This window comes from Pseudomonas sp. KnCO4, assembly GCF_045344305.1.
Taxonomy (GTDB): Bacteria; Pseudomonadota; Gammaproteobacteria; order Pseudomonadales; family Pseudomonadaceae; genus Aquipseudomonas; species Aquipseudomonas anuradhapurensis.
This window is the reverse complement of sequence record NZ_CP174199.1, coordinates 5,098,016-5,115,410: the sequence shown is the minus strand read 5'-3', so window position 1 is coordinate 5,115,410 and position 17,395 is coordinate 5,098,016. Positions and strand designations below refer to the sequence as shown.

At 63.6% G+C, this 17,395-nt stretch carries 16 protein-coding genes and 1 riboswitch; of the genes, 5 read left to right on the top strand and 11 right to left on the bottom strand.

Going from position 1 to position 17,395, the window contains the following annotated elements:
* The first annotated feature begins 24 nt into the window (after positions 1-24).
* Positions 25-603, top strand: a complete 579-nt coding sequence (locus ACJA3S_RS23640) for a YceI family protein (protein ID WP_406820185.1) — start codon at positions 25-27, stop codon at positions 601-603.
* Positions 604-798: 195 nt separating this feature from the next.
* Here ACJA3S_RS23640 and ACJA3S_RS23635 read toward each other — a convergent pair whose 3' ends face one another.
* The 5 genes from ACJA3S_RS23635 to ahcY all read right to left on the bottom strand — a co-directional run bounded on the left by ACJA3S_RS23635 (position 799) and on the right by ahcY (position 7,339).
* Positions 799-2,673, bottom strand: coding sequence for a DEAD/DEAH box helicase (locus ACJA3S_RS23635; RefSeq protein ID WP_406820184.1), 1,875 nt, complete (start codon positions 2,671-2,673; stop codon positions 799-801).
* Positions 2,674-2,894: 221 nt separating this feature from the next.
* On the bottom strand, positions 2,895-3,683 hold the full coding sequence (locus tag ACJA3S_RS23630) for a substrate-binding periplasmic protein (protein WP_406820183.1): 789 nt from the start codon (positions 3,681-3,683) through the stop codon (positions 2,895-2,897).
* Between the two features lie 80 nt (positions 3,684-3,763).
* Positions 3,764-4,831: a hypothetical protein gene (locus ACJA3S_RS23625; RefSeq protein ID WP_406820182.1), complete on the bottom strand. Its 1,068-nt coding sequence runs from the start codon at positions 4,829-4,831 to the stop codon at positions 3,764-3,766.
* 91 nt (positions 4,832-4,922) lie between these two features.
* Positions 4,923-5,768 (bottom strand): methylenetetrahydrofolate reductase [NAD(P)H], encoded by an 846-nt coding sequence (gene metF / locus ACJA3S_RS23620; protein WP_085621759.1) that lies wholly within the window; start codon positions 5,766-5,768, stop codon positions 4,923-4,925.
* A 161-nt stretch (positions 5,769-5,929) separates the two neighbouring features.
* Positions 5,930-7,339 (bottom strand): adenosylhomocysteinase, encoded by a 1,410-nt coding sequence (ahcY, locus tag ACJA3S_RS23615; RefSeq protein WP_170033154.1) that lies wholly within the window; start codon positions 7,337-7,339, stop codon positions 5,930-5,932.
* Positions 7,340-7,359: 20 nt separating this feature from the next.
* Positions 7,360-7,456, bottom strand: a riboswitch (S-adenosyl-L-homocysteine riboswitch).
* A 178-nt stretch (positions 7,457-7,634) separates the two neighbouring features.
* Between ahcY and ACJA3S_RS23610 the strand changes: the two genes are divergently transcribed.
* Positions 7,635-8,036 carry an acyl-CoA thioesterase gene (locus tag ACJA3S_RS23610; protein ID WP_009399312.1) on the top strand — a complete coding sequence of 134 codons (402 nt, stop codon included), beginning with the start codon at positions 7,635-7,637 and terminating at the stop codon, positions 8,034-8,036.
* 32 nt (positions 8,037-8,068) lie between these two features.
* Here ACJA3S_RS23610 and ACJA3S_RS23605 read toward each other — a convergent pair whose 3' ends face one another.
* Positions 8,069-9,304 (bottom strand): sodium:proton antiporter, encoded by a 1,236-nt coding sequence (locus ACJA3S_RS23605; protein WP_170033152.1) that lies wholly within the window; start codon positions 9,302-9,304, stop codon positions 8,069-8,071.
* A gap of 253 nt (positions 9,305-9,557) precedes the next feature.
* On the opposite strand from ACJA3S_RS23605, the gene ACJA3S_RS23600 reads away from it, so the two are divergent.
* Together ACJA3S_RS23600 and ACJA3S_RS23595 are read left to right on the top strand one after the other, a co-directional pair.
* Complete coding sequence (locus ACJA3S_RS23600; RefSeq protein WP_406820181.1) at positions 9,558-10,391, top strand: EamA family transporter; 834 nt, start codon at positions 9,558-9,560, stop codon at positions 10,389-10,391.
* Positions 10,392-10,419: 28 nt separating this feature from the next.
* Positions 10,420-10,806 carry an MAPEG family protein gene (locus ACJA3S_RS23595; protein ID WP_170033148.1) on the top strand — a complete coding sequence of 129 codons (387 nt, stop codon included), beginning with the start codon at positions 10,420-10,422 and terminating at the stop codon, positions 10,804-10,806.
* 109 nt (positions 10,807-10,915) lie between these two features.
* Here the strand turns inward: ACJA3S_RS23595 and ACJA3S_RS23590 are convergent, their stop codons facing one another.
* The gene (locus ACJA3S_RS23590; RefSeq protein ID WP_406820180.1) at positions 10,916-12,067 is read right to left on the bottom strand and encodes a murein transglycosylase A; all 1,152 of its coding nucleotides are present in this window, start codon (positions 12,065-12,067) and stop codon (positions 10,916-10,918) included.
* A gap of 119 nt (positions 12,068-12,186) precedes the next feature.
* Between ACJA3S_RS23590 and ACJA3S_RS23585 the strand changes: the two genes are divergently transcribed.
* Positions 12,187-12,645, top strand: coding sequence for a c-type cytochrome (locus tag ACJA3S_RS23585; RefSeq protein WP_406820179.1), 459 nt, complete (start codon positions 12,187-12,189; stop codon positions 12,643-12,645).
* Between the two features lie 70 nt (positions 12,646-12,715).
* On the opposite strand, the gene ACJA3S_RS23580 is transcribed toward ACJA3S_RS23585, so the two are convergent.
* The 4 genes from ACJA3S_RS23580 to ACJA3S_RS23565 form a co-directional block, all read right to left on the bottom strand.
* A complete protein-coding gene (locus ACJA3S_RS23580) occupies positions 12,716-13,108 on the bottom strand; it encodes a DUF1090 domain-containing protein (protein ID WP_406820178.1) in 393 nt (130 codons plus the stop codon).
* 132 nt (positions 13,109-13,240) lie between these two features.
* Complete coding sequence (gene ligB / locus ACJA3S_RS23575; RefSeq protein ID WP_406820177.1) at positions 13,241-14,941, bottom strand: NAD-dependent DNA ligase LigB; 1,701 nt, start codon at positions 14,939-14,941, stop codon at positions 13,241-13,243.
* A 146-nt stretch (positions 14,942-15,087) separates the two neighbouring features.
* Positions 15,088-16,278, bottom strand: coding sequence for a methionine adenosyltransferase (gene metK, locus ACJA3S_RS23570; RefSeq protein WP_003249375.1), 1,191 nt, complete (start codon positions 16,276-16,278; stop codon positions 15,088-15,090).
* Positions 16,279-16,296: 18 nt separating this feature from the next.
* Complete coding sequence (locus ACJA3S_RS23565) at positions 16,297-17,289, bottom strand: ArsR/SmtB family transcription factor (protein WP_406820176.1); 993 nt, start codon at positions 17,287-17,289, stop codon at positions 16,297-16,299.
* Positions 17,290-17,395: the final 106 nt, after the last annotated feature.

Genomic DNA, 17,395 nt, shown 5'->3' with positions numbered 1-17,395 from the left:
CAATTGCATAGGAAGGAAGTAAGGATGTTGAAAAAGACTTTTGCCGCTCTGGCGCTCGGTACCGCACTGATCTCCGCCGGCCAGGCCATGGCTGCCGAGTACAAGATCGACAAGGAAGGCCAGCACGCCTTCGTCGACTGGAAGATCAGCCACCTGGGCTACAGCTTCATCCACGGTACCTTCAAGGATTTCGACGGCAACTTCACCTGGGACAGTGCCAAGCCTGAAGCCAGCAAGATCAACGTCGACCTGAAAACCGCCAGCCTGTGGTCGAACCACGCCGAGCGTGACAAGCACATCGCCAGCGCCGACTTCCTCGACGTGAAGAAGTACCCGGAAGCCAAGTTCGTCTCCACCAGCGTCAAGCCGACTGGCGACAAGACTGCTGACGTGACCGGCGACCTTACCCTGCATGGCGTGACCAAGCCGGTGACCTTCAAGGCCACCTTCAACGGCGAAGGCAAGGACCCATGGGGTGGCGAGCGTGCCGGTTTCAATGCCACCACCACGCTGAACCTGAACGACTTCGGCATCAAAGGGCCGGGCGCTACTTCGCAGACCCTGGACCTGGATATCAGTCTCGAAGGTGTCAAGCAGAAGTAATTCCGACCTGCTGAAGACCGAGGGGCCGCTTTGCGGCCCTATCGCGACACAAGGCCGCTGCTACAGGGTTATGAGCTGCGCCCCAGATGTTGGAAACCTGTCCACCATCTGGGGCGCAGCTCATTACGTTATTCCTGTAGGAGCGGCCTTGTGTCGCGATAGGGCTGCGAAGCAGCCCCTCGGTATTTCTTTCTGTCAGCCCTTGCGGGTCAGCAGTGCCGGGCGCTCACCGCGCGGACGGCTTGGCAGGTCATCCAGTTGCTCCGGCGTCGGGTAACGGTCGAGCTTGGATTCCTTGCGGATGATCACCGGTTGTTTCTCCGGCTGGCGCGGGTTGCGCACGGCCGGCTCTTGCCGGGTTACATCATCGCGGGCGGGACGGCCACGGCCAGCGCCGCCATCACGACGGGCACCGCCACCGTTGTTGGCGCGGGCCGGGCGTTTCTCGCCGCCACCGCCGCTGCGCTGCTGGCCGCCGGTACGACCTTGGCCGCCGCTGTTACTGCGCTGGCCGTTGCCTTGGCCGGCATTGCCGCCCGGGCGGCGATTGCGACCCTGGCCCTTGCCGTTCTGGTACGGGCTGACATAGTCGGCGCGGTTGCCGAAGTTGTCGATTTCGTCGTCCAGGAACTCTTCCGGGTCGCGGTCGGCAGGCACTTTCGGCACGCTGGTGCTGGCTTGTTGCTGCTGCTGGCGTGGCTTCTTGTCGCGGGGTTTGCGCGGCTGTTGCTTGTCACCCGCCTTGTCCTTCTCGGCCGGCTTGTCCGCAGCCTGCTGCTTGGCCTTGCCCTTATCCTTGCCCTTGTCCTTGCGGCCGCCGTTGGCGTCTTTGCCGCCTTCGCCACGGGCCTGCTGGTTACGCCCGCCACGGCCGTTGTTCTGCGGGCGCTCGCGTACTTCAGGCTTTTCCGCTTCTACCTGGCTGGCGTCGAAGCCCATCAGGTCGCCGTCCGGGATCTTCTGCTTGGTTACCCGTTCGATGCTCTTGAGCAACTTCTCTTCATCCGGCGCGACCAGGGAAATGGCCTCGCCCGAGCGCCCGGCACGGCCAGTACGGCCGATACGGTGAACGTAGTCTTCCTCGACATTCGGCAGCTCGAAGTTCACAACGTGGGGCAACTGGTCGATGTCCAGGCCGCGGGCGGCGATGTCGGTAGCGACCAGTACCCGCACACTGTTGGCCTTGAAGTCGGCCAGGGCCTTGGTGCGGGCGTTCTGGCTCTTGTTGCCGTGGATCGCGGCAGCGGTCAGGCCGTGCTTTTCCAGGTATTCGGCCAGGCGGTTGGCGCCGTGCTTGGTGCGGGTGAACACCAGCACCTGCTCCCAGGCGCCGAGGGTGATCAGGTGCGCCAGCAGCGCGCGCTTGTGGCTGGCGGGCAGGCGATAGATGCGCTGCTCGATACGCTCGACGGTGGTGTTCGGCGGGGTCACCTCGATCCGCTCCGGGTTGTGCAGGAGCTTGTCGGCGAGGTCGGTGATGTCCTTGGAGAAGGTGGCCGAGAACAGCAGGTTCTGGCGTTTGGCCGGCAGGCGGGCAAGCACCTTCTTGACGTCATGGATGAAGCCCATGTCGAGCATGCGGTCGGCTTCGTCGAGTACCAGGATTTCCACATGGGCCAGGTCAACCTTGCCTTGGCCCGCCAGGTCAAGCAGGCGACCCGGGCAGGCGACCAGGACGTCGACACCCTTGGCAATGGCCTGGATCTGCGGGTTCATGCCGACGCCGCCGAAAATGCAGGCGCTGACCAGTGGCAGGTCGCGGGCGTACACCTTGAAGCTGTCGTGGACCTGGGCGGCCAGTTCGCGGGTCGGGGTCAGGACCAGCACGCGGGGCTGGCGTGGGCCATGGCGCTGCGACTTGTCGGGGTGGCCGGCCGGGAACAGGCGCTCAAGGATCGGCAGGGCGAAGCCGCCGGTTTTACCAGTACCTGTCTGTGCAGCGACCATCAGGTCGCGGCCTTGCAACACGGCGGGAATCGCCCGCTGTTGCACCGGGGTCGGCTGGGTATAGCCCGCAGCCTCGATAGCGCGGACAAGAGCCTCGGAGAGACCGAGGGAAGCAAAGGACATGGGCAATCCTGTTCTCGTGTGGGCTGGGCCCGTGTGGGATGTTCTGCCTGGCGCGACGGGCATCGGTGGGATGCGATCGCGTCCGGTCCAGCTGGGCTTTCACTGCACATCCAAGTAACGGAGGGTGGACGCTAAAAGGTGCGTCGATGCCGATCGGGATGCCTGTTGCGAGGCCGAGCGTCCGGGCGTGAGCCGGGCGGGAAGGCCCGAGTATAACAGAGCTATCGCGCTGTGCTGCTTTCCTGCTGCTCAACGGTGTTGGGAATGTTTCCGATGTCGCCTGTGTAACGCTGGCTGATTGCTGCGTAGGCCGGTTCCTGCTTGAAACGCCGCAGTTCTTCGGCAAAGGCCCGGGCCAGCAACTCGCGCCCAGGCTTGCGTACCAGGGCCAGATACTGTGCCTGGCGGTTGATCACCAGCGGCAATACCTCGACTTGCTGTTGCAGGCCAAGATGCTGCAGCAGGTAATGGCCGACCCTGCGGTCGGTGACTGCCAGGTCGATGCGGCCCAGGACCAGCTTGCCGAAGTTGGCTTCGTGGGTAGGGGCGGCTTCGCGTTTGAAGTAGGTGGCCTCATTGAACGCTGCACCATAGCTGTAGCCGGGCGAGGTGCCGACGGTGAAGCCGGCGAGATCGCCCAGCTTGCTGACTGGATGACGACGTGCACCGGCCTGGAACAGGACGAACTCGACATCCGACATAGGCTCGGCGGCATAAACCAGGTAGGGCTGGCGTGATTCGCTCTGGAAGACGTCGAGGATGCCGTCGGCCAGGCCTTGCTCGACCATTGCCAGGCAGCGCTTCCACGGCAGGATCTGCACCTCCACCTCGATGCCGAGACGTGTGAACACCTGGGTGGTGACTTCGTAGTCGATACCGCGCAGCTGGCCGTCCTGTAGATAAACATAGGGTGCCCAGTCATCGGTCACCAGGCGCAGGCGCTCGCCCAGGGCCAGGGGACTCAGGCAGGCGAACAAGAGGATCCACAACAGACGAGCGAGGTACGACATGGCCGGAGATTACAAGCTCGGTCTGTGCAAAACCAGCACTCCCGCCATCCAAATTGAGCGAGGCCACGCCTGCAGGCAGCTCAGCCCCGCGAAGACCGCAGCAGATGCGCCTCGATGTCCTTGCGCCGCTCGCCTAATGTCAGGCGCAGCCCCGGATGGCGCAGGCATTGGCGCAGTTGCTCGGGCTGCATGTGGCCATGACGGGCATTGAGGTTTTCCAGGGCCTTGTCCCACCAGGCCGGCGCACAGGCGCGATCGAACTCGTTGGGGTAGTGGTAGCAGCCATACAGCAACTCGCGGGCGAACTGGCGTTCGTGGCTGGGCAGGGTCATGCTCAGTGCCTTGTAACCCAGGCGTTGCAGGGCCGGTGGCCGTGGCAGCTGGTCATTGACCAGGTGCACGTCAGCCAGCGCGGCGTCGCTCAACGGGTCATGGCCATGCTTGCGCAGCCAGGCCTGGATCTTGGCGCGGAACTGCGCCTTGCGACTCCAGTAGTGGTGGATGACGTCGGTGCATTCGGCCAGCTCCAGCGTGCGGTAGGCCGCCACCGCCAGGCAGAACTCCTCGAGGGTATAGGCCTCGCGAGCCAGCGGGTGGAACTCGTCCATCATGGCGATGGAGCGGTCCAGGGCACCTGCATCCTGCGCCGTGAGGCCGATCACCCCGGAGTTGACCAGCGGCATCTGGCAATCGGCAAGGCCACGGGACTCGAGGATGGCCAGCAGGTTCTTGTACAGCAGGCATTTCTGGTTGCTGCCATAGCGTGCGCCGATGGCATTGCATAGCAGGCGCCCCGGGGCTACCCGGGCGAACAGTTCCAGCGGTGACTTGCGGAAGAACGTGTCGGTGTCGATCAGCACTGCCAGTGGGTGTTGCTGCAGCACTTGGCGCAGCAGCACATGCTTGCTGCGAAAGTGATACCCGTGAGGGGCGTTCCAGGCCTGGCGCGTGGCTTCGTCGAGCACGTGTACGCTTACCGGCAGGCCGGCATAGGGCTGCGGGTTGTCGGTGTAGACCTGGATGCCCATGGCTTCGCCTGCTGCGCTGTCCAGGTGGGCCAGGGCGCTGATGATGCTGAAGCAGGCTTCCTGGTGGTAGGTCGCCGGGCCAAAAGCCAGGTAGACGAGCTGTGGATGCGAGTGCTGCATGGCAGGCAAGACCTGTGTAACCGAAAAAAAATAAGGCTTTAGTCTATGACCAAAGCCTTAATCGGTTATTAAACAGGTTTTGCAAAAAGTTTCAGCGCGGCAGCTTCAGATTGTTCCAGATGGCCAGGCTTGGTTCGGCCTGGTTCAAGGTGTAGAAGTGCAGGCCCGGTGCGCCGCCTTGCAGCAGTTGTTCGCACATGCGGGTGATCACTTCTTCGCCGAATGCCTGGATGCTGGCGGTGTCATCGGCATAGGCTTCCAGCTGCTTGCGGATCCAGCGCGGGATCTCGGCGCCACAGGCGTCGGAGAAGCGTGCCAGTTTGCTGTAGTTGGTGATCGGCATGATGCCGGGCACCACCGGGATATCCACGCCCAGCTTCTGTGCGCGCTCGACGAAGTAGAAGTAGCTGTCGGCGTTGAAGAAGTACTGGGTAATGGCGCTGTCGGCACCAGCCTTGACCTTGTGCACGAAGTTGGCCAGGTCGGCCTCGAAGTTGCGCGCTTGTGGGTGCATCTCCGGGTAGGCGGCCACTTCCAGGTGGAAGTGGTCAGCGGTTTCCTGGCGGATGAACTCGACCAGGTCGCTGGCGTAGCGCAATTCACCACTGGCCATGCCCATGCCCGAAGGCAGGTCGCCACGCAAGGCGACGATGCGCTTGATGCCGGCAGCCTTGTACTCGGCCAGCAGGGTGCGCAGTTCGGCCTTGGTGTCACCCACGCACGACAGGTGCGGCGCGGCGGGTACCTTCACTTCGCTTTCCAGCTGCAGCACGGTGTTCAGTGTGCGGTCGCGGGTCGAGCCACCGGCACCGTAGGTGCAGGAGAAGAAGTCCGGGTTGTAGGCGGCCAGCTGGCGGGCGACGCCCATCAGCTTTTCGTGGCCGGCGTCGGTCTTGGTCGGGAAGAACTCGAAACTGTAGCGGCGTTCCTGGGACATCAGACGTTCCTCTAGCAGCCAGCCTCAAGCAGCAAGCTGCAAATGGAAGCCAGAACGGTGATGGCCGATCTGGCTTGGGCATCGTTCAACAAGTTTGAGCCTGGGCTGCAGGCGGCATGGGGTGTTTTCGCACCTGTCTGCCGCTTGCAGCTTGCCGCTTATTAGTAGCGGTAGGCGTGCGGCTTGAACGGGCCTTCTACGGTAACGCCGATGTAGTCGGCTTGCTGCTGGGTCAGCTGGGTGACCACGCCGCCAAAGCCGCGGACCATTTCCAGGGCCACTTCTTCGTCGAGCTTCTTCGGCAGCACTTCAACGGTCAGGCGTTCGGCTTTCTTCTCGGCCGACAGGTCGGCGAACTTTTGCTGGAACAGGAAGATCTGTGCCAGTACCTGGTTGGCGAACGAACCGTCCATGATGCGGCTTGGGTGGCCAGTGGCGTTACCCAGGTTGACCAGGCGGCCTTCGGCCAGCAGGATCAGGTAGTCGTCGTTCTGTGGGTCGAAGCTGCCGGCGCCGGTGCGGTGGATCTTGTGCACCTGCGGCTTGACCTCTTCCCAGGCCCAGTTCTTGCGCATGAAGGCGGTGTCGATCTCGTTGTCGAAGTGGCCGATGTTGCAAACCACGGCGCGCTTCTTCAGGGCCTTGAGCATGTTGGCGTCGCAGACGTTGACGTTACCGGTGGTGGTCACGATCAGGTCGATCTTGCCCAGCAGGGCCTTGTCGATGCTGGCTTCGGTGCCGTTGTTGATACCATCGATGAACGGCGAAACCACTTCGAAGCCGTCCATGCAGGCCTGCATGGCGCAGATCGGGTCGACTTCGGTGACCTTGACGATCATGCCTTCCTGGCGCAGGGACTGGGCCGAGCCCTTGCCCACGTCACCGTAGCCGATCACCAGGGCCTGCTTGCCCGACAGCAGGTGGTCGGTACCACGCTTGATGGCGTCGTTCAGGCTGTGACGGCAGCCGTACTTGTTGTCGTTCTTGCTCTTGGTGACCGAGTCGTTGACGTTGATCGCCGGGACTTTCAGCTCGCCCTTGGCCAGCATGTCCAGCAGGCGGTGCACGCCAGTGGTGGTTTCTTCGGTGATGCCGTGCACGCGCTCCAGTACCTGCGGGTACTTCTTGTGCAGCAGTTCGGTCAGGTCGCCACCGTCGTCGAGGACCATGTTGGCATCCCATGGCTGGCCATCCTTGAGGATGGTCTGCTCCAGGCACCACTCGTATTCTTCCTCGGTTTCACCTTTCCAGGCGAACACCGGGATGCCGGCGGCGGCAATGGACGCGGCGGCCTGGTCCTGGGTGGAGAAGATGTTGCACGACGACCAGCGTACTTCGGCACCCAGGGCAACCAGGGTTTCGATCAGCACGGCGGTCTGGATGGTCATGTGGATGCAGCCCAGGATCTTCGCACCCTTGAGCGGTTGCTCGGCCAGGTACTTGCGACGCAGGCCCATCAGTGCAGGCATTTCCGATTCGGCGATGATGGTTTCGCGACGGCCCCAGGCGGCCAGGGAGATGTCGGCGACTTTGTAATCGGTAAAACCAGCAGGCATGTTTGCAGCGCTCATGAGAGCCTCCATTCGTAATGTGCGAATGGGCGCCGTTGTGCGTTGAGCGTCCGCGGGAGCGGACAACGCCCCATCCGAGCCTGACAGGCCTAGCCTGCTGCAGCGCCCCTCGGACGGGTGGCGGGCATGGCACCGCTGTGGGCAACCATGTGAAGCGGCGGAGATTATAGCCGCGCCGGCTGGCTTGCCCAAGGTTTTCTGTCGATTAATCGCGACGATAGTCGATGTTCAATGGAGCGACAGCGACCGCTCTGCCATCATTGCTACACCGTAGCCAAGCAGGTCAGGAGTACAGATGAACTTTCACACCCGCAAGTGGGTTAAACCCGAGGACCTCAACCCCAATGGCACGCTGTTCGGTGGCAGCCTGTTGCGCTGGATCGATGAAGAGGCGGCGATCTACGCCATTGTCCAGCTGGGCAACCAGCGCGTGGTGACCAAGTACATATCGGAAATCAACTTCGTCAGTGCCTCGCGCCAGGGCGACATCATCGAGCTGGGCATCACCGCCACCGAGTTCGGCCGCACCTCGATCACCCTCAAGTGCGAAGTGCGTAACAAGATCACCCGCAAGGCCATTCTCACGGTCGACAAGATGGTCTTCGTCAACCTGGGCGAAGACGGGCTGCCAGCGCCTCACGGGCGCACCGAGATCAAATATATCCAGGACCAGTTCCCGGACTCGGCGGTGGAGTGACGATTTCGGGGCTGCAAAGCAGCCCCGAAACCTCATGGCTGGGCGCTGACCTTGCGCACCACCCGGCCAATGCTCAAACCCTGCACCAGGATCGACGACAGCACCACGATGTAGGTGATCGACAGCAGCAGGTCACGTTCCTCGCCCAAAGGCAGCGACAGCGCCAGGGCCACCGACACCCCACCGCGCAGGCCACCCCAGGTCAGCACCCGTACCGTGCCCTTTGGCACCGGGCGCCAGCGCCGCAGCAGGACGATCGCCGGGGCCACGGTCAGCAGCCGCGACAGCAGCACCGCCAGGGCCAGCACGCCACCGGCTGCCAGGTGCAGCCAGTTGAACGGCAGCAGTAACAGCTCCAGGCCGATCAGCGCGAACAGCAGGGCATTGAGCATGTCGTCGATCAGCTCCCAGAAACCGTCCATGTAGCGGCGGGTCATGTCGTTCATCGCCAGGTTGCGCCCCAGGTTGCCGATGATCAGGCCGGCCACCACCATGGCGATCGGCGCCGAAACGTGCAGTTCGTAGCACATGGCCGAGCCACCGATGACCAACGCCAGGGTCAGCATCACTTCCACCTGGTACTGCTCGACGCTCTTGATCATGCGGTAGGTGGCGTAGCCGATCAGGCCGCCGAACACTACTCCGCCGATGGCCTCGCGGGCGAACAGGATCGCCGTGTCGGTCATGCTCGGGGTTTCGCCCAGGCGGATGATGCCGAGCAACACGGTGAACACCACCACTGCGGTGCCATCGTTGAACAGCGATTCGCCGACAATGGTGGTCTTGAGCGGCTTGGAGGCATTGGCGGTACGCAGCGCGCCAAGCACCGCGATCGGGTCGGTGGGCGAGATCAGGGCACCGAACAACAGGCAGTAGATCAGCGGCACCTGCCAGCCGAACAGGGCGAACACCCAGTGCGACAGGTAGCCGATGACCACGGTGGCGATCAGCACGCCGACGGTGGCCAGCAGGCCGATCGGCCAACGGTAGCTGCGCAGGTCGGCGAGGTTGACGTGCAAGGCGCCGGCGAACAGCAGGAAGGCCAGCATCCAGTGCATCAGCAGGTCGTTGAAGTCGATCTGGTTCATCAGCCCTTCGACGCGTGCTTCCAGGCCGGGAAAGCCGATCAGGCTCAGGCCCTGCAGCATCAGGGAGAACAGCAGCGCCGTAACCATCACGCCAATGGCGGGGGGCAGGCCGATGAAACGGTAATTCACATAGGTGAGAAGGGTGGTGAGGCAGATAAACGCGGCAACTAGTTCAAGCATCCCGAATCCTGTAACAGTGGCTTCCAAGTCATAACCCGAATGGCTCGGGCAGTTCTTTGATGATCTGGCGAGGGCTTCGGGGCACAGTATTTGACCAGAATTGCTGGAAGCGTTCCGGGTGTTTACAGCTGGAGGGTGCAATTATGGCGGCGAGGTGCAGGTCACGATATTTCCAGCGCCGAACACATCCCAGGCAACCCGAACCCCAACGCTATATATTCATCCCTCGACAACGTCACAAGGACCCAACGGTGTGCTGGCAACTTCCCTGGTACTGATCGCCGCCTTGCTGCATGCGACCTGGAATACCCTGATCAAATTCAGTGGTGAGCGCCTGCTGGTGATCGCCAGCATGGACACGGTGGCACTGGCCTTCGCGGTGTTTGCAGTGGCCTTCGCCGAGGTGCCGCCGGCCAGCGTCTGGCCTTGGCTGCTGGCGTCGGCGTTGGCCGAGCAGTTGTACCGCTTCCTGCTGATCCAGGCCTATCGCGTCGGCGATCTGGGGCTGGTCTACCCGCTGATGCGCGGGCTATCGCCCCTGGTGGTGCTGGCACTGACCCTGGCCTTTGCCGGCGAATCGCTGAGCCAGCAGCAGATCATCGGCATCCTGCTGATCCCCTGCGGCATGGCCTGCCTGTTGTGGCAGGGCGGTGGCGGTGAGCGGCTGCCCTGGTCGATGCTGCCGGTGGTTGCCCTGATCGGCCTGTGCATCGGCTGCTACACCTGGTTTGACGGCCAGGCCGTGCGCCTGTGGGGCAAGCCCTGGGACTACCTGGTGTGGCTGACATTGCTCAGCGCCTGGCCGTTCCCCTTGCTGGCCAGCGTGGCGCGACGAGCGCCGTTCGTGTTGTTCTGGCGCCTGCAGTGGCGCCTGGGGCTGGCAGTCGGGCTGTGCGTATTGCTCAGTTACGCCCTGGTGCTGTGGGCCATGCACCTTGGCTCGGTGGCTGAAGCGGCGGCACTGCGGGAATTGAGCGTGATCCTGGTGGTAGTGCTGGGCATGCGCTACCTCAAAGAACCTTTTGGCCGGCCCAGACTCCTAGCTTGCGGGCTGGTGTTGGCCGGCATGTTGATAATGAAGCTTTGACCTCAAGACTGAACAAGGAGTCCTGCCTATGACCGTTGCCCTGTGGTGCATTCTGATCGCCTTGGTACTGCCACCCCTGTGCGGCCTGGTCGCCAAGGTGAGCAGTGGCCGCTTCGGCCTGAAAGACAACCACGATCCGCGCGCTTTCCTGGATACGCTTTCCGGCCTGCCACGCCGCGCGCATGCCGCCCAGCAGAACAGCTACGAGGCTTTTCCGGCGTTTGCCGCAGCGGTGCTGGTGGCCGATATCGTCGGCAATGCCGAGCAGGTGACTCAGGATGTGCTGGGGGTGATGTACATCACCAGCCGCTTGCTCTACATCATCTGCTACCTGGCGGACTGGGCCGTGCTGCGCTCGTTGGTATGGTTTGCCGGCATGGCGATGATCGTGGCGTTTTTCGTGGTTTCCATCTGAAAACTGATGCGGTCCCGGTGGGCGCGGCTTCTGCCGCGACCAGCGGCAAAGCGGTGCCCTGCACCGTGCGGTCTTTTCGCGGGACCGCTCCCACCGGGCACGCGTAACCTCAGGGAGCCTTGGGCACCTCAGGCAACGGCTTGCCCTTGGGCCACAGCATCCAGATCTGCCCTTGCTGCTTCATGTTCCCGGCCAGTTCCCCGGCTTCCGGCCCGGTGCCCCAGAACAGGTCGGCCCGCACCTCACCCGTAATTGCCCCTCCGGTATCCTGAGCCGCCACCGGTCGTACCACCGGGGTTGCGTCCGGGCGGGTGGTGGATAGCCAGAGCAGGCTGCCCAGCGGAATCACCTTGCGGTCGATGGCTACGCTGTACCCAGCGGTCAGGGGCACGTTCAGAGAACCACGTGGGCCTTCGTTGCTGTCGGGGCGGGTGCTGAAAAAGACGTAGCTGGGGTTGCTGGCAAGCAGCTCCGGTACCCGCTGCGGGTTGGCCTGGGCCCAGGCGTGAATGGCGCCCATGCTCACTTCTTCCTTTTTCAGCTGGCCTTGTTCCACCAGCCAGCGCCCGATCGGCCGGTATGGATGGCCGTTCTGGTCGGCGTAGCCCAGGCGCAGCTGGCGGCCGTCCTCCAGTTGCACCCGACCGGAGCCCTGCACCTGCAGGAACTGCAAGTCCATAGGGTCGGTCAGCCAGGCCAGCACCGGTGCCTTTACGCCGTTGCGGTTGATGACCTCGGCGGTGTCGTAAGGCTTGAGTACCCGCCCGTCGAGGCGACCACGCAGGCGCTTACCCTTGAGCTCGGGGTACACGCTGGCCAGGTCGACCACGATCATGTCATCAGGAACACCGTAGACCGGCACATGGTTGCTTGCCGATTGCTTGAGGCTGCCGGGGTAGACCGGTTCGTAGTAGCCGGTAATCAGGCCGTGGGCGTTGTTTTCGGCGGAGCGCAGGCCGTATACCTCCAGGTTCTGCTCAAGGAATGTACGCACCTGGGCGGCGCTGGCGGTGGCACTGCCGGCGGCTTCGCAGGTGGCCGCCCACACCGGGTCGCGCACGAGCTTCTCGCAGCCGCTGCGCCAGACATAGAAGCCGGCTAGCAAGTCTTCGTCGCTGACTGCCGGCAGGTCTTTCCAGGTGGCCGGGACGTAGGTGGCAATGGCGTGGGGCTCCGGCCTGGCGTTCTCGCCGCCGTTGCAACCGGCCAGCAAAGCCAGCACCGGGAGCGTCCAGGCCAGATGGCGCAGGGCTGATTTCATGTGTGTATTCCTGTCATGGGCAAAGATGAAAATTCGCCCCTGTTTTTCATGTGGCTATTGGTGTTTGGCCTGTGGCCGGCGATACTGGCCGCCCCTTTGCGTAGGCCGAAGTGAGTGCGATGTTGAAGCGATTGACCGTTGTTCTGCTGGCAGCATTGGCCCTGGGCGGTGCCTTGAGTGGTTGCGACCGGGTCGACCCCAATTCGCCATTGGGCAAGCGCAAGGTGATCTTCAAGGACATGCTCAGAACCAGCGAAGACCTGGGCGGCATGTTGCGTGGCCGGCTGCCTTTCGACGGGGTGAAGTTCGCCGCTGGTGCTCAGCAACTGGACAACCTCGCGCGCCAGCCCTGGCAGCACTTTCCACAGGTGCGTGATGCTGGCGACAGCAGCGCGCGTGCCGAGGTATGGGAGCGCCAGGCACGTTTTCATGACCTGGCCCGGCAACTGGAGGGCGTCACTGGCGAACTGGTCGATGTCACCCGCAACCAGCCGCTCGACGCTGCGCAATTGAAGGCGCCGATGGACAAGGTCGAGGCGGCGTGCAAGGCCTGTCATAGCGAATTTCGTAACCATTGATGGCTTGCAAGGCTCTGGCTGCAAGCGCGACACAAGGCCACGCCTGCAGTGATCGCGTTTGTCGCCGGCCTTAGCGGTCCAGGTCTTCCACCGCTTCCTGCAGTTCCTTGCGCGACTCGGCCAGCTTGTCCTTGCGCTTGTTGATCTTCTCGGAATCGCCTTTCTTCTCGGCCTTTTTCAGGTCCTTTTCGCGCTGCGCCACTTCGTGACGGGCTTCGAGCACTTTCTGCTCGCGTTCCTTGCGCAGGCCGGCATCGGTGCAGTTGTCGACCCCACGCAGCGCCTCTTCCAACCCCGATACCTGGCCGCTGTTGCCTTGGTCACGGGCAATTTTCAGCTGGTTCTCGATGGCGCTGCGCTTGGCCGCGCAGCCGGTCAGGCCGGCATCCGGCTGGGCAGCCTGCGCGGCGCCAGCGGCCAGGCCAATTGTCGCCAGCAGGAAAAGGGTCGAAATACGTTTCATGAAAAGCCTCCTTGACGGGGCGGGGCAGCAAAAGTTGGGGGAAATCCTGCCTTGGTTTTGCTCATTTAGAAACCCTTGTTACGCCTTTCTGGTGGAATCTCGGAATGGTCCTGCAGGTAAATGGGTAAAAATTCATTGCCCGATGCCCTGGTCCTCGACCCGAAACCCGTCGATGCCGGCCATGCCGAGCTGGCTGGCGATGCTTTGAACCTCGTGGCCGGTGAAGAATTCCACAAGCTGTTGCCCGCGCTTTTCGCCGATACCGGGCAAGGCTTGCCATTCGGCGGCGGTGCGCGCAGCCAGGTCGGGCCAATTGCCGGTCACCGCCAAGCCTGCTGGTGTGGGGGCACCAAGCGCACGCAGCCATTGGGCAAAGGGCCGTGAGCGGGCTTGCGCGAAACTGCCCAGCAACTGCGCCGCCGTGGCGTCGCTGATCCCCGCGACCCGGCCCAGGCGCTCGGCGTCCAGATGCAGCCAGTCGGTCATCGACGTCACCAGCCCGGCGGCCACCAGACGGCGCCAGGTGCCAGGGCCCATGCGCGGCAGTGCCAGCCCGTGTTTGCCGCTGAGCCAGGTGAGGCGGGCACTGAACTGCTCCTCACAGCCTGCTACGGCCTGCCAGCAACTCTGCGCATGATACTGGCCGGGCTGCGGCGCGGTGACTGGCTGGCGCTCTACGGCGCGGTGCACCACCTGTTCCAGGCGCGGGATGGTCAGCCCGGCAAGGCTCACCGCGACCTGGTCACCGGGGCGTATGTCGAGGCGCTGCCAACGTGCCAGCGAGCCCAGGCTTACCTGGGTGATACGCCGGTCATCGAGGGTGACTGGCAGCACCTGCAGCACCGGCGTAACCCTGCCGGTGCGGCCGATGCGAAAGCGGACTTCGCGAACTTCGGCCAACGCCTGCAGGTAAGGGTACTTCCAGGCTGCGATCCAGTAGGGCGCCCTGGCCTGCCAGCGCTCGGCGGGCGGCCGGTTGCCCTGGCGCAGGATCACACCATCGCTGGCGAACGGCAGGGCGGTGCGGTACCAATGATCGCGCCAATGTGCGACATCCTGCGCAGTGTCGATGGCGACGCTGTGATCCTGGCCTTCGGGAAAGCCCAGTTGTGCCAGCTGTGCAAGGCGCTCGGCCTGTTGCTCGGGACCTTGTGGCCAGTCCCAGACGAACAGGCCGATGCCATTGCCCTGCTCATTGCTCAACACCTTGCGCGCCAGCAGCCCGGCCACCGTACCGCGGGCGTTGGCGCTGCCCGCCCGGGCTTGTACATGCGCGTCCAGGCGCCAGTACAGTTCGCCCTGCAGAAGCAGGTCCACGGGCTGCGGCAGCTGCCGGGTGATCGCGCCCAGGCTCGGGATGTGGCGGCTCCAGTCATGCCCCTGCACCCCATCGCCGCGGCTGATCAATTGCACCAGGTGGCCCTGTCGGTAGACAAGGGTGACGGCTACGCCATCGACCTTGGGCTGTACCCACACCCCACGCTTGCCGGCCAGCCAGCGGACCACGGCCTGCTGGTCGGGCAACTTGTCGACCCCGGTATGCGGTACCGGGTGGGGGACGGGCCCGCGGGCACTGGCCAGGGGCGATGCAGTGGGCGCCAGGCCAAAGCACTGCTGCAGGTGGGCCAGGCGCTGGCGGCTCTGGTCGTATAACTCATCGGCCACCAGCGCAACGCCCTGGCGATGGTAGTGGTCATCCCAGCGGGCGAGCGTACTGCGCAACTGGGCGGTTTCAGTGGCGGCTTGCTCCGCGCCCCAGTCGGGGCACTGACCAGCCCGCGTCAGCGGGGCCTGGAGTATCAACAGCAGGGTAAACAACAGCATGAGTGGCATGGCCAGCATCCTTGCATGGCGTGTGGGAGCCCTCAGCCTAGGCAGGCCAGGTGCGCGACGCCACGCAGGGTTTGTCAGCCGATATGTCACAAAAAAGCCCCTGCCGATCAATCGGCAGGGGCTTTCGTCCAGCGCTGCAGGAAAAGTTACAGGCCGGCAGCGTCACGCAGCGACTGGGCGCGGTCGGTACGCTCCCAGGTGAAGGTGGTGAAGGTGTCGTCGCCGACAGTCTTCTGCTGCGGGGTGCGGCCGAAGTGGCCGTAGGCGGCGGTTTCCTGGTACATCGGGTGCAGCAGGTCGAGCATGGTGGTGATGGCGTACGGACGCAGGTCGAAGCACTCGCGCACCAGCTGGATGATCTTGTCATCGGAGACCTTGCCGGTACCGAAGGTGTTGATCGAGATGGAGGTCGGCTGGGCCACGCCGATGGCGTAGGAAACCTGGATCTCGCAACGTTCGGCCAGGCCGGCGGCGACGATGTTCTTGGCCACGTAGCGGCCGGCGTAGGCGGCGGAGCGGTCGACCTTGGACGGGTCCTTGCCGGAGAACGCGCCACCACCGTGGCGGGCCATGCCGCCGTAGGAGTCGACGATGATCTTGCGCCCGGTAAGGCCACAGTCACCCACCGGGCCACCGATGATGAAGTTGCCGGTCGGGTTGATGTGGTACTGGGTGCCTTTGTGCAGCAGTTCGGCCGGCAGGGTGTGCTTGACGATCAGCTCCATCACGGCTTCCTGCAGGTCTTTCTGCGAAACCTCAGGGTTGTGCTGGGTCGACAGCACCACGGCGTCGATGCCGACCACCTTGCCGTTTTCGTAACGGCAGGTGACCTGCGACTTGGCGTCCGGGCGCAGCCATGGCAGCAGGCCGGACTTGCGCGCTTCGGCCTGGCGCTCGACCAGGCGGTGCGAGAAGCAGATCGGTGCCGGCATCAGTACTTCGGTTTCGTTGCTGGCATAGCCGAACATCAGGCCCTGGTCACCCGCGCCCTGGTCTTCCGGCTTGGAGCGGTCCACGCCCTGGGCGATGTCCACCGACTGCTTGCCGATGATGTTCATCACGGCGCAGGTGGCGCCGTCGAACCCGACGTCGGAGCTGTTGTAGCCGATATCGATGATGACCTTGCGCACCAGGTCTTCGAGGTCGACCCAGGCCGAAGTGGTGACTTCGCCGGCGATGATGGCAACACCGGTCTTGACCAGGGTTTCGCAGGCTACGCGGGCGTATTTGTCCTGGGCGATGATGGCATCAAGGACGGCGTCCGAAATCTGGTCGGCGATCTTGTCCGGATGCCCTTCGGACACGGACTCGGAGGTGAAAAGGGAGTATTCGCTCATCTCGAAGGTTCCTGAAATTTACCGATGGTGTATGTCGCCAGCCGTCCGCTGAAAATGGCGGACCTGGATCTGGAAACCGTTACGCAAGCCCACGTACAGGCTGTCCCCCGGGGCCAGCCCGGCTGCCGTGGCCCAACGGGCCAGGTCGTCCTGTTCAAAACCGAGCCAGAGGTCGCCGCAGGCTTCCCGCGCCCAGCCCTGGTCATGGCTGCACAGTTCGGTGACCAGCAGGCTGCCGCCTGCCTTCACCCGTTTGGCCAGCTGGCGCAGGGCCAGGGCCGGATCGCTGAAATGGTGCAGGACCATGTTCAGCACAACGCAGTCGGCTTCCACATCCGTTGCACCCAGTGCATCGGCCAACTGCAGGTTTACATTACCCAGACGTTCACGTTCGCAGACCTGGCGTGCCAGTTCGAGCATGGTCGGGCTGTTGTCCAGCGCGGTAACCCGGGCAAAGCGGCGTGCCAGGTCTGGCAGGAAACCGCCGTCACCGGGGCCGACCTCCAGGGCACTGGCGGCCGGGTCGAAATTCAGCTTGTCGAGCAGCGCCAGCAGGCTTTCGCGGTACTGCGGCAGGCCGGCGATCAGGTCCTGCTGGGCGCGAAACTTCTCTTCCACACGCAGGAAGAAATCCTGGCTGGTGGCGGCACGACGTTGCTGTACCTGGGCAATGCGCGCTTGCACCTCAGCTGGCAGGGCCAGGTCGTCGACCTCTTCGAGCAGTGCCGCATGCAGCCTGCCGCCCAGGCGCAAGCTGTCGGGCAGGGCGCGGCGGTAGAAGATGGCGTTGCCTTCGCGGCGGGTGGCGACCAGCTCGGCCTGGGCCAGCACCTTCAGGTGGTGGCTCATGCCCGATTGGCCAACGTCGAAGATCTGCGCCAGTTCCAGCACGCCGAACGAGTCGTTGGCCAGGGCGCGCAACACGTTCAGGCGCAACGCGTCGCCACTGGCTTTGCACAAGGCAGCCAATGCTTCGCATTGCTCGGGGATCAATTGCGCACGAAGGTTCATGGGGCGGCAGTCTAGACAGGCATCGTTGCCCTAGCAAGGGCAATATCAAAAAGTTTTGATATTGGGTGATGAGCGGGACGGTTCGCCCGGTTTTGCCCCGATTTGA

Excerpts from the sequence above, each read along its gene's own strand:
- metK (WP_003249375.1), bottom strand. The coding sequence starts at position 16,278 with ATGAGCGAATACTCCCTTTTCACCTCCGAGTCCGTGTCCGAAGGGCAT.
- ahcY (WP_170033154.1), bottom strand. The coding sequence starts at position 7,339 with ATGAGCGCTGCAAACATGCCTGCTGGTTTTACCGATTACAAAGTCGCC.
- ACJA3S_RS23585 (WP_406820179.1), top strand. The coding sequence starts at position 12,187 with ATGTTGAAGCGATTGACCGTTGTTCTGCTGGCAGCATTGGCCCTGGGC.
- ACJA3S_RS23565 (WP_406820176.1), bottom strand. The coding sequence starts at position 17,289 with ATGAACCTTCGTGCGCAATTGATCCCCGAGCAATGCGAAGCATTGGCT.
- ACJA3S_RS23610 (WP_009399312.1), top strand. The coding sequence starts at position 7,635 with ATGAACTTTCACACCCGCAAGTGGGTTAAACCCGAGGACCTCAACCCC.
- metF (WP_085621759.1), bottom strand. The coding sequence starts at position 5,768 with ATGTCCCAGGAACGCCGCTACAGTTTCGAGTTCTTCCCGACCAAGACC.
- ACJA3S_RS23625 (WP_406820182.1), bottom strand. The coding sequence starts at position 4,831 with ATGCAGCACTCGCATCCACAGCTCGTCTACCTGGCTTTTGGCCCGGCG.
- ACJA3S_RS23580 (WP_406820178.1), bottom strand. The coding sequence starts at position 13,108 with ATGAAACGTATTTCGACCCTTTTCCTGCTGGCGACAATTGGCCTGGCC.
- ACJA3S_RS23640 (WP_406820185.1), top strand. The coding sequence starts at position 25 with ATGTTGAAAAAGACTTTTGCCGCTCTGGCGCTCGGTACCGCACTGATC.
- ligB (WP_406820177.1), bottom strand. The coding sequence starts at position 14,941 with ATGCCACTCATGCTGTTGTTTACCCTGCTGTTGATACTCCAGGCCCCG.
- ACJA3S_RS23595 (WP_170033148.1), top strand. The coding sequence starts at position 10,420 with ATGACCGTTGCCCTGTGGTGCATTCTGATCGCCTTGGTACTGCCACCC.
- ACJA3S_RS23635 (WP_406820184.1), bottom strand. The coding sequence starts at position 2,673 with ATGTCCTTTGCTTCCCTCGGTCTCTCCGAGGCTCTTGTCCGCGCTATC.
- ACJA3S_RS23630 (WP_406820183.1), bottom strand. The coding sequence starts at position 3,683 with ATGTCGTACCTCGCTCGTCTGTTGTGGATCCTCTTGTTCGCCTGCCTG.
- ACJA3S_RS23605 (WP_170033152.1), bottom strand. The coding sequence starts at position 9,304 with ATGCTTGAACTAGTTGCCGCGTTTATCTGCCTCACCACCCTTCTCACC.
- ACJA3S_RS23590 (WP_406820180.1), bottom strand. The coding sequence starts at position 12,067 with ATGAAATCAGCCCTGCGCCATCTGGCCTGGACGCTCCCGGTGCTGGCT.